The 11,004-nt window shown below is 64.1% G+C and carries 7 protein-coding genes, 1 tRNA gene and 1 pseudogene; all 9 read left to right on the top strand.

The features are described from left to right. Nucleotides 1-557 precede the first annotated feature (557 nt). A tRNA-Met gene (locus tag AWC07_RS22515) sits at nucleotides 558-634 on the top strand. 1,163 nt (nucleotides 635-1,797) lie between these two features. Further along, complete coding sequence (locus AWC07_RS22505; RefSeq protein ID WP_036413419.1) at nucleotides 1,798-2,118, top strand: hypothetical protein; 321 nt, start codon at nucleotides 1,798-1,800, stop codon at nucleotides 2,116-2,118. 98 nt (nucleotides 2,119-2,216) lie between these two features. Further along, complete coding sequence (locus AWC07_RS22500) at nucleotides 2,217-2,447, top strand: DUF167 domain-containing protein (RefSeq protein ID WP_084293523.1); 231 nt, start codon at nucleotides 2,217-2,219, stop codon at nucleotides 2,445-2,447. A 71-nt stretch (nucleotides 2,448-2,518) separates the two neighbouring features. Continuing rightward, nucleotides 2,519-2,899 (top strand): hypothetical protein, encoded by a 381-nt coding sequence (locus AWC07_RS29915; protein ID WP_084293524.1) that lies wholly within the window; start codon nucleotides 2,519-2,521, stop codon nucleotides 2,897-2,899. Continuing rightward, on the top strand, nucleotides 2,821-4,263 hold the full coding sequence (locus tag AWC07_RS22490; RefSeq protein WP_036413426.1) for a DUF3375 domain-containing protein: 1,443 nt from the start codon (nucleotides 2,821-2,823) through the stop codon (nucleotides 4,261-4,263). Before AWC07_RS29915 ends, AWC07_RS22490 begins: the two co-directional genes overlap by 79 nt. Further along, on the top strand, nucleotides 4,260-4,838 hold the full coding sequence (locus AWC07_RS22485) for a DUF4194 domain-containing protein (RefSeq protein WP_036413429.1): 579 nt from the start codon (nucleotides 4,260-4,262) through the stop codon (nucleotides 4,836-4,838). The genes AWC07_RS22490 and AWC07_RS22485 overlap by 4 nt, the downstream gene beginning before the upstream one ends. Beyond that, nucleotides 4,831-8,229 carry an ATP-binding protein gene (locus AWC07_RS22480; protein ID WP_085105235.1) on the top strand — a complete coding sequence of 1,133 codons (3,399 nt, stop codon included), beginning with the start codon at nucleotides 4,831-4,833 and terminating at the stop codon, nucleotides 8,227-8,229. The genes AWC07_RS22485 and AWC07_RS22480 overlap by 8 nt, the downstream gene beginning before the upstream one ends. Continuing rightward, nucleotides 8,226-9,500: a Wadjet anti-phage system protein JetD domain-containing protein gene (locus tag AWC07_RS22475; protein ID WP_084293231.1), complete on the top strand. Its 1,275-nt coding sequence runs from the start codon at nucleotides 8,226-8,228 to the stop codon at nucleotides 9,498-9,500. The genes AWC07_RS22480 and AWC07_RS22475 overlap by 4 nt, the downstream gene beginning before the upstream one ends. Nucleotides 9,501-9,650: 150 nt before the next feature. Beyond that, nucleotides 9,651-10,926 (top strand): annotated as a pseudogene (locus AWC07_RS22470) (putative alpha/beta hydrolase); the annotation flags it as partial. Between the last annotated feature and the right edge of the window lie 78 nt (nucleotides 10,927-11,004).

Here is an 11,004-nt window from a genome sequence, read left to right as displayed (position 1 = left end):
ATAAGTCAACACGACCGCCCCGGAAAGACAGTGCACCGTACACCGTGTGTCGCCTTACTTATGCGCGACTTAGTAACTCGTAGCGGCCAGGCTGGGATGCTATCCGGCCGGAACCGTCCGTCGCAAAGCAATTTCCGTTGGCCGCTGTAGGGGTGTAGCGGCGTATGGAACGAATTGGTGGAGTGCCAGCCGCGGCGGCCGGATCCGCTCCTCACGCACTCGCCGGCGCTCCGGTGAGACCAGCGGCTCCCCGGTCATCCATCCGTACGCTTGTGGCTGAGAGAATCGCCGACGAGCCAGATGATGGCGCGCCTTGCGCTTGGATGCCCGTCGGAAGCACGGTGAAATCGACTGACCGGTCCGCCCGGTGGGGGAGTGGAAGCGCCGTGCTGAGGTAGCGCTGTCGGGACTTCGGGGGTGAATTCGGGATTGCTTCATGGGCGGCATCGACGCCTAACGGGCGGCATGAGGGGGCTGCCGTGTTTCAGCTGCCCCGCCACTGCTGACCGCGCAATTTGGTCAGGTTCACACATGTTCGGTAACCTGGCATTCACCAACGCGGGGTGGAGCAGCTCGGTAGCTCGCTGGGCTCATAACCCAGAGGTCGCAGGTTCGAATCCTGTCCCCGCTACCAGCGGAAACGGCCCTCGGAGGAGACTCCGGGGGCCGTTTTCATCCCCCGATGGGAACCCTTTTGGGAACATTGGGGTCGGTAATCGGTCTCCTGGCACCGGCGGGCGGGGAGCTTTGGTGACTGCACTACCTAGAAATCGGGTGTTTCTGAGGCAGCGGCACGCAGGTTTGCGGGTTCACTATCAGCGAACAGGCTGCCCGCGCGTCTGCACCCGTTGGTGTCGGTGCGCGCAAATAGCGTTGGTGCTCATGGTGGCGACCGGCGTGCTTGACCTCGCCGATGCCCGCGCGAAAGTCGAGCGGGCGAAGGAGCTGCGTGCTGAACTATCCGCCGCGATTGGGTTTATGGATTGATGGCGGCGGCGTCGGGGCCCAGTCGCGGCGTTCCCACCAATTTGCCAAGGATGGCCGCGCACCGTTCCACATCACGGGCTGGGCGGTCCGCGCCGACCCAAGCACCGTCTCTTTTCTCGTACTTGACAAACAGATCGGCGGGCCGCCGATCCCGTGCGATATCACGCCTGGCCGCGAGGCAGTCTCGTCACCGAGTTGATCAACGCCACGGCGCTGGCGGGGGGCAAATCCGTCGACGGCAAGCCGCCACAGATCATGCTGACCGTCTCGAGCGGTAGTCGCACGTTCGCCACAAAGCCTGTGCATCCTGCGGCGCTGACGTTGCAGCTGCCTTAACCGGCCATTGTGCCGGCGCCCCCAACCGGCGATCGCCGGTGCACCCCGTTCGATTACCGATCGCGTCCCTTCCGGTGACAAAACTCGAATGCCCCAACGAGATTCGCGCCTTTGGTCCGAGCGGGGCCTGCGCGCTTCGCGTCCTGTGTGTCGAACGGATCCTGACCCAGGCGCGCGCCCGGACGTGACCTCGACGCCGAGCCTGAAAATCGGCAGAAGAAGTGCGAGTAGCGGCCTGCAGAATTACAGGCTCGGGAGAAACCGATAGCTATCGTCACGGAATTCACGGTAGCCGCCGCCCGGACCCGGTGGAAGCTCAGCTGGCATCATGCAATCCCGACGGCCCGATACGTGGCTCCATCGAGCAGGATGGTCTTGACCCTTATGCCCAGGCTGGGTTCGATGATGAATACGCCAGCCAGACACAGAAGCTGGACTGCTGGTTAAGGTCGAGCACACTCGGGGAGGCCTGCAATGAGGACGGTCGTTCGTCATCTGGTTCCCATCATCATGGTGGTGTTGGCGTCGATGGCCGCCGTGACGATCGCTACGCCGGCAGTGAGCTCGGCCGAATGCGCGGACGGCGAGTGGTGGGACCCGACGGGCAAAGTGTGCCGCCCGCTGGGTGTGGGGCCGCAACCGTTGGCATGCGAGCCGGGCCAGTGGTGGGACCCGACCGCTAATGTATGCCGGCCGCTGGGTGTCGGGCCGCAACCGCTGGCATGCGACAACGGCTGGTGGTGGGATCCGGCCGCCAACGTATGCCGTCCGCCACTGGTACCGCCGCCCGGCTAATCAGTACAGCGAGTCCTCGGCCTGAGCAGCGAGCTGTCGGCCCGAATTCGAGATCGCACTCGCCCAGCACACGAGTCCGGACGGTAGCCTTACGCCGCATGAACGACTCCGTCGTCGTCAACGTCAAGCCCGGCAGTCGCAAGGGACCCCTTGTCGAGGTCGGTCCTGACGGTGAGCTTACGATCTACGTCCGGGAGCCAGCGATTGACGGCAAGGCGAACGACGCGGTCACCCGGTTACTGGCAGCCCACCTTCAATTACCAAGAAGCCAAGTCGAATTGGTATCCGGAACGACGTCGCGGTTCAAGCGCTTCCGCGTGAGCCGTTGAGCAGCGCGTCGCACGCTAGTGCGGATCCTGAGCTGACCGCGAGGACAGACCGGCACAGCGGGACGCCTGCGGTGGAAAGTGGTTCGCAGGCCAGCGCTTTGACAGCGACGACGGCCAACTTCTCCAGCGGCATGGTGTCGGTGATCGATCCGGCCACTCACGTCGTCACCGCCACCATCTTCGTCGGCGGCGGTCCGGTCGGGGTGGCGGTTGATCCGGGCACAATTACCGACGAATTTATTCGGCACTCGGCCACCGGACACCGCACCGCGCGAGGTCCGCACCGAGTACCTGAATTCAGGGCGATCGTCAGTTCTCGGCCCTTCCGGAGTGTGCGCCCGAACTTGTCGGTGGCCTTGCCTACGCTCTGGCTGTGGACTACGCGACGATCGACGCCTTGCGGGAGCGGCACCCCGCCTGGCGACTGCTGCGTGCCGGCAACGCCACGCTGATCCTGTCCTTCCTCGGGGTGTTTTTCGTCGAGGGCAACCGCGGCGCGTGCCCAGCGAGCCAGGTCGCCGCCGCGTTGGACGACCACCTGTACGCACTGAACGCCGAGATCCCCACCGAGAACGGGCAGGAACGGTTTCCGAAGGACGCCCGGTCCTATCTGGAGGACTGGGCGGCCACCGACGCCGCGTACCTGCGACGGTTTTACCCGGCCGGCGATGACGAAGTCCACTATGAGGTGACGCCGGCGTTCGAGAAGGCCTACGCATGGGTCATGGGCCTCAAGGGCAGGTCTTTCGTCGGGACCGAGTCCAGGCTGCACACCGTGGTCGAGCTGCTGCGGCAGATCGTGCACGGAACTGAAAGCAAACCCGATGTCCGGCTGGCCGAATTGCGGCGCCGCCGCGACGAACTCGACGCAGAGATCGCGGCCGTCGAGGCCGGCGTTGTCCACGTGCTGGATGCGACCGGAGTCCGCGACCGCTACCAACAGCTCGCCACCACCGCGCGAGAACTGCTCTCGGACTTTCGCGAGGTCGAAGAGAACTTCCGGCTCCTCGACCGGGCCGCGCGAGAGAAGATCGCGGCCTGGGATGGGTCCAAGGGCGAACTGCTTGCCGAGCTGGTCGGAAGCCGCTCGCAGATCGCAGGCTCAGACCAGGGCCGGAGCTTCCAGGCGTTCTATGACTTCCTGCTCTCCGAGTCGCGCCAGGCCGAACTCGCAAAACTCCTGGCCAAGGTTTCCGCCCTGAAGCTCATCGAAGCCGACCATCGGATTCGCGGCATTCACCACGACTGGTCTGAAGCTGCCGATCGAGCGCAACGCACCGTTCGGCAGATATCCGAACAACTGCGCCGCTTCCTCGATGACCAGGTTTGGCTGGAGAACCGGCGAGTGCTCGACTTGGTCAGAGCGGTGGAGAGCACGGCGCTCGAAGTCCGCGGCAACCCGCCGTCTTTCGGGCTCGAACTCGACCAGCCGGGCATTGAGATCGCGCTTCCGTTCGAGCGCCCGCTCTACCAGCCGCCCGCGGCCGTCGGGGTCGAGAGCCACATCCCCCCGGAGACCGAGGAGATCGACACCGACCTGCTCTTCACCCAGACCTTCATCGACCAAGCACGCTTGATCGAGACCATCCGCGATGTTCTGCCGGAGAACTCTTCGGCTCTGTTGACCGACATCGTCGCGGCCCACCCTATCGAGCAGGGTGCGGCAGAGATCGTCGGCTACCTGGCACTCAACGACCAGGAGGTGACGGTCGACATGGACGACGCAGACGAGACGCTCCTGGACTACTGCGACCCTGCTGACCCGGACGTCACCAAGCGGGCGAGGCTGCCGAAGGTGACGGTGCGGCGCCGATGAGCAACGAGCATGCGATCGCCAGCGCCATCATCCGGCTGATGCAGGGGGTCGTCTACCGCGATTCGGACGAGGACACCTGGCTGACCTTGGAGCGCTTGAGCGCCGGCGTGCGAGACCATTTCGCCACCATCGGCGTCGACGTGGTGGTCGACGACGCCGAAGGCTACGCCTATCTTCGCTCCCGGTCAGAGCAAGACGGTGATGAGGCGCTCCCGCGTCTGGTGCGCAGGCGGGCGCTGACGTACAACGTCAGCCTGCTCCTGGTGCTGCTGCGCAAGCGGCTGGTCGAGTTCGAGACGACTGGGGGTGAAGGCCGATTGGTTCTCGCCACCGAGCAGATCGTGGAAATTCTGCGACTCTTCCAGGCCGAGTCCACCAACGACGCACGAGTCGTGGACCAGGCCGAGACGACGATCAAGAAGGCCGCCGAACTGGGCTTCCTGCGCCAACTACGCGGTCAACGCGACCATTGGGAGGTACGGCGAATCCTCAAGGCCTACGTCGACGCCCAGACCCTGTCGGACTTTGCGGCGAAGCTGCGGGAATACGCCGGGGCGGTGACCAGTGATGAGTGAAACAATTTCTGCGACAGGCGATCTCGGGAACACCCGGCGGGCCGGCTACCGGCTGCAGCACGCGGAGTTGTTGAACTGGGGTACCTTCGACACCCACGTCTGGCGGTTCACTCCTGGCACCGATACCGCGCTGCTCACCGGTGACATCGGCTCGGGCAAGTCGACGATCGTCGACGCACTCACCACATTGTTGGTGCCGTCCCATAAGGCCGCCTACAACAAGGCCGCCGGCGCGGAGGCCAGGGAACGCACCCTGCGTTCTTACGTTGAAGGCCACTACAAGTCGGAGCGCAATGAGGCCACCGGAAAATCCCGCGCCAAGGGCCTGCGCGAGAACCGGCGAACGTACTCGGTGATCCTCGGAGTCTTCACCAACCACGGCTACGACGAGACGGTCACCCTGGCCCAGGTCTTCCAGCAGCGCGAGAGCACCGGACAGCCCTACCGGTTCTTGGTCACAGCGACAAAAGAATTGTCGATCGCGACGGACTTCGCCGACTTCGGCTCCGACCTGCGTGATCTGCGCAAGCGGCTGCGAGCCGCCGGAGCCGACATCTTCGACGAATTCCCCAAGTACGCAACCTCGTTGCGTCGCCTACTGGGCATCCGATCGGAGCAGGCCCTGGAGCTGTTCCACCAGACCGTCTCGCTGAAGTCTGTGGGCAACCTCAACGATTTCGTACGCGACCACATGCTGGAACCAAGCGACGCCAGTCCGCGCGTCTGTGACATTATTGGCCACTTCGAAGACCTGACCAGGGCACACGATGCCGTCAAGCGGGCGCGGGAGCAACTCGAAGCGCTCGAGCCCGTCGTAGCGACCGCGGCGAAGTACGACGATGCCCTCGCCGAGCGCGACGCCCGGGAGCGCGAGCGATCCGCCGTGCGGCTCTTCATCGCAGAGCTTCGGTCGAATCTGCTGGCCAGCGAGATCGCGCAACTGGAAACCGACGGCGACGCCCTGTGGCAGGAGCAGGACATCGCCAAAGCCAGGCAGCAGACGCTCACGCGCGAACGCGAATCCCTTATCGAGGAGCGCGCGAAAGCCGGCGGCGATCGCATCGGCGAGCTGGAACGCCTCGCCCGCGAGGCGCGCGACCAGGCCGAAACACGCCGTCGTACCAGGACTTTGTTCGACGCCGCCGTCTCCAGCGCCGGCCTGAAGGCGGTCACCGGCAGCCAGGAGTTCACCGCCCTATCCGCTCTGGTTTTCGCCGAGCGTCCACGGCTAGCAGCCGAGAAACGAGACCTCGACGCAGCCAGCGCCGAAGCGATCGGGCGCGAGAAAGTGCTGCAACGCAAGTGCGGTCACATCACTGATGAGGTCACCAGCCTGCAGCAGCGTACCAGCAACCTGCCCGTCGAGCAGGTCGAGTTGCGCGCCGAACTGTGCGCGGCTCTCGGGCTGACACCGGAAGATCTTCCTTACGCGGGTGAGCTTCTCGACGTCTTCGACGAGCACGCGCAGTGGCGGGGAGCCGCCGAACGCGTGTTGCGCGGGTTTGCCCTCTCGCTGCTGGTGCCGCAGCTGCACTACGACGCTGTCGCCGCATGGGTAAACAGTCGACAGCTCACGTTCCACGGCCGTGGGGGCAAAGTGGCCGGAGCCAAGCTGGTCTACGAAAGGGTTCCCCGGCAACGGGTACGCCTCCAGCCACCTGAGCACAGCGGGCTGCTACTTGCCGACTGCATCGACGTCAAAGACGGCCCGTTCCGCGAGTACCTGATCAACGAGCTCACGAAACGAGCCGACTTCCGTTGCGCGGCAAGCCTTGAGGAGTTCCGCGGCCAGCGTCGGGCGGTTACCCGCGAGGGCCAGGTGCGCTCCGGGGAGCGCCACGAGAAGGACGACCGGTATCGCGTCGACGACCCTCGTCGTTGGGTTCTCGGCTGGGCCAACGAACGAAAGATCGCCGCGCTGCGCACCGAGCTCGCCGAACTGGAGACCGAGCGCGAGGCCGCAGCATCCGAGCAGGCCAGGCTCAGCGGGTTGCGCGATGCGCTGCAGGAAAGGCTGGACGCACTCCTTCGGATCGAGGGATTCCGCTCCTGGTCCGATCTCGACGTTGACGAGGCCCAGTCGCGCGCGAACGACTATGACGCCGAACGGGTTCGGTTGCAGGCCGGCTCATCGCGTTTGGCAGAGATCGCCCGAGCGCTCGAGGACAACGCCAAACAAGCTGATGCCGTGGCCAATTCGATCGAGCAACTCACGGGCAAGCTGGCCACCACGGCCGCGAAAGCAAATCAAGCAAAACGGGACAAGAATCGCGACGACGAACTCGTCGCGAACCAGCCGGAGGCACAGCTGGCGGCAGCCCGCCAATCGTACCCGGCCCTCACCGAGCGATTGGGGAAGAACTGCCCGACGCGGTCAGCGGACTGCGCCGAGACCGAGAACGCTCTCGCAGTTGATCTCCATCAACGTATCGACCGACTTAACAAGGAACTTGGCGGCTACGCCCAGAGCCTGATCCAGTCGATGCTCAAGGTGTTGATCCGGTGGCCCGAACTTCGCGCGGACATGGACGCCAATGTCGAGGCACGCCAAGAGTTCCTGGCGTTCCGAGACCGCATTGCGACCGACGATCTCCCGCGCTTCGAGAGCGAATTCAAAGAACAGCTCAACAAGAACGCCATCCAGGAGCTGGCCGGGTTCAACAACTGGCTGCACCGGCAGGCCTCGGGCATCGACGAGCGCGTCGACCGCATCAACGAGGCCCTCGGCGCGGTGCCCTACAACCCGGGTCGTTTCATCCGGTTGGAGAAGGAGCCCACCACCAACCAGGACATTGCGCAGTTCCGTGCGGACCTGCGCAACCTGACCAACGACAGCCTCGCCGTCGACGGCGACCAATACTCCGAGCAGCGCTTCCTCGACGTCAAGCGAATCATCGAGCGCTTCCGCGGTCGTGACGGCTACGCCGAATCGGACAAGAACTGGACCCGACGGGTCACCGACGTGCGCAACTGGTTCGTCTTTTCGGCCTCCGAGCGCGACGTCGAGACCGACGTCGAGTGGGAGCACTACAGCGACTCCGACGGCAAGTCCGGCGGCCAGAAGGAAAAGCTCGCCTACACGATCTTGGCGGCGTCGCTGGCCTATCAGTTCGGGCTCGAATGGGGCGCCGCGCAGTCACGCGACTTCCGGTTCGCGGTCATCGACGAAGCATTCGGGCGTGGTTCGGATGTCTCGACGCGCTACGCGCTGGACCTGTTTGCGACGCTGGGGCTGCAACTTCTCATCGTCACACCGTTGCAGAAGGTCCACGTCATCGAGCCGTACGTGAAGGCAATCGGATTCGTCGACAATCCGACGGGAACATTCTCGCGCCTGCAGACGATGACGATCGAGGAGTACCGGACACGACGGGACGGACGGCGGTCATGAGTGCCCGGTGGACCACACCGGATGACATTGCCGCCAGGGTCAGACGCCGGTGGGACGATGGATCGCTGTTGCGTGCCTACGCCAACGGCGATCTCTTTGATCCGATCGAAGTGCTACTACATGGCCCCAAACCGTCGCAGGTCGGTGACGACATCGCCGCCGCCCGCGACTGGGTGGCCGCGCTCGACGCCGGCGGCCGCGACGATCGCCGATACACCCTACAGTGGCAATCGATCGGCGGCAGGCGGATCGGCCGTAACCAGCTGCCCGTCCGCGCAGTGGTGTCCTCATTCGAGCAGGCCTGGGCACTCTTGGGGGTAGCGACTTTGGTTCGTCGTTTCGACGAGCTTCTGGCTCTCGCACATGGATATCCGCGGGTTCGAGAGTGGATCGTGAACCATCCGCATCACGCGCTCGGCTTGGGGCCCGAGATGCCGCAGCTGATCGCGGCCTACGTTTGGCTCGACGGTCACCGTCAATCGAATCGGTATCTGCGTGAGATCAGCGCCCCCGGCGTTGACACCAAGTTCGCCGAGCGGCACCGGCCGGTGTTGGCGGCGATGCTTGGTGTTTCATCGACAGCCGCGGGATTCCTTGCCGGACTTGGCCTCCGGTCGAAGCCCGCAATGGTCCGGCTGCGGTCCGCTCCCTCCTTGGGTCTCCCGGCTCCGCTCACCGAGTTGGTGGTGCGGTCAGAGGAGTTGGCTCAGCTCAGGATTGAGCCCCGGGTGGCTCTAGTCATCGAGAACGAGATCAGCTATCTGAGTGTCGACGTCCCCGAGGACGGTGTCGTCATATGGGGCAAGGGCTTTGACGTCGACAACGTCGGTGGGCTGCGATGGTTAGCGGAAGCCGAGGTCTTGTACTGGGGCGACATTGACACCCACGGATTCGCCATTCTCGACCGGCTGCGGGCTTGGCTCCCGCAAACACGGTCGGTGCTGATGGACCGTGAGACGCTGCTCACCCATCGCGACCGTTGGGTTACCGAAGACCGCCCGGCCACGTCGGTTCTCACGCGACTGACGCCTGACGAACAAGACCTCTATTCGGATCTGGTCGCGGATCGGTTGGGTGAACGCGTGCGTCTGGAACAGGAGCGAATCGACTGGCAGTGGGTCAAGCATCGGCTGCCGGCAGTCAGCCTTCATAGGGGGGGTGTAGTCGACGGATGCCCGCGCGTTGTCAAGGACGTGCTGGCCGTGGACAGCCGTCATGCCGCTACGGAGGATGCGGTGAGGCGCGCTGCCGCCGAATCCCCACGGTCGTAAGCAAACTCGAGAATCGGGTAATTCGTGCCGTGACAGCGCCAGTGCGGGCACGCTCAGATGTGCTCTGGTACGGCAGTCGAGATAGTCGCGTTGTCGCCGGCTCGGGAAAGGTGCCACGATGCAAAGCAATCCCGATTCGTAGAACGGGCGGTGTATGCAGCTGCGCTACATACTGTAAGTATCCCAGCATTGATCGCCGAAGTCGGCGGTAATCCCTGGGCGATCAACCACAGTCTGCAAGTTGGTCGCCCAGCGCAGATTTCTGATCTGGCGGAGGCGTTTCATGCCGCCGGTCGCTGCACCGCTGAGGCCGACGCAGCATTCGAGGAAGCGCGTCGTCGGTTTGAGGCGGCATGGAATCGCGAGGATGGCGTTCATCCGATTAATGACTCCGCCGAGGTGCAGCGGGTGACTGGATCTCCACATCACCGGTCTTGAGGACGAGGCCATCGCTGACACCAAATCCGCTCTGGGCCAGGTCGAGTCGCTTCGTGATGGCTACTCACGTTATCTGGACAAGTCGCTGGACACGTTACGCGCCGATGGCTATGACCCCGACGTTCTCCAGGCCGTGGATGCAAAACCTCAGATTCCGCCACCCGGCACGAAACCGGAGGATGTCAACAAGTGGTGGACGTCTTTGACCCCCGAGGAGCGGCAGCAGCTCATCGCTGAGCACCCTGATCAGATCGGCAATCTCAACGGCGTGCCCGTCCTTGCTCGCAACGGCGCCAATCTCGCGGTGATGACAAACGACCTCAACCGGGTACGCGACATCGCCAGCCGATACGGCGTGTCTGTCGACGATGTGGTGCGCGATCCGACGAAGTACGGTCTGTCGGCCACCGACATCACCCGTTACCAGAACGCCGATCAGACCAAGCAGGGTCTCGACCACGACGCCGGGAATGATCCTCGCCACCCTCTCCCCACCTATCTGTTCGCGTATGACCCGCTAGCTTTCGGCGGTAAGGGTCGTGCGGCGATCGCCATCGGTAACCCGGACCTGGCGAAGAACACCGCGGTGATTGTGCCGGGCACCAGCAGCAGCGTGCGGGGTGGTTGGCTGCACGACGGCCACAACGACACGCTGAACCTGTTCGAGCAGGCCAACGCCGCCGACCCAAAGAACCCCACCGCGGTGATCGCGTGGATGGGCTGCGACGCTCCCAATGACTTCAACGACGTTCAACGAATTTCCACCCCCGAGCTGGCGCGAACCGGCGGTCAGGCCTTGGCGCAGGATGTCAATGGATTGTGGGCCACCCACCTCGGCGCAGGTCAGCACGTCACCGTGCTAGGCCACTCATATGGTTCGACGACGGTGGCCGACGCGTTTGCGTTGGGTCAGATGCACGCGAACGATGCGGTGCTGATCGGCTGCCCGGGTACCGATCTCGCCCCCAACGCCGCGAGTTTTCATCTTGTGGAGCATCCCGGGTTTGATGCACACCTCGTTTTGTGTGACCGGGGTGTCCGATCTGAACGGTGAGCGTAGTACCTG

The sequence above is a fragment of the Mycobacterium gastri genome (genome assembly GCF_002102175.1).
In the GTDB taxonomy this organism is placed as follows: Bacteria; Actinomycetota; Actinomycetes; order Mycobacteriales; family Mycobacteriaceae; genus Mycobacterium; species Mycobacterium gastri.
This window is presented reverse-complemented; position numbering and strand designations above follow the sequence as displayed.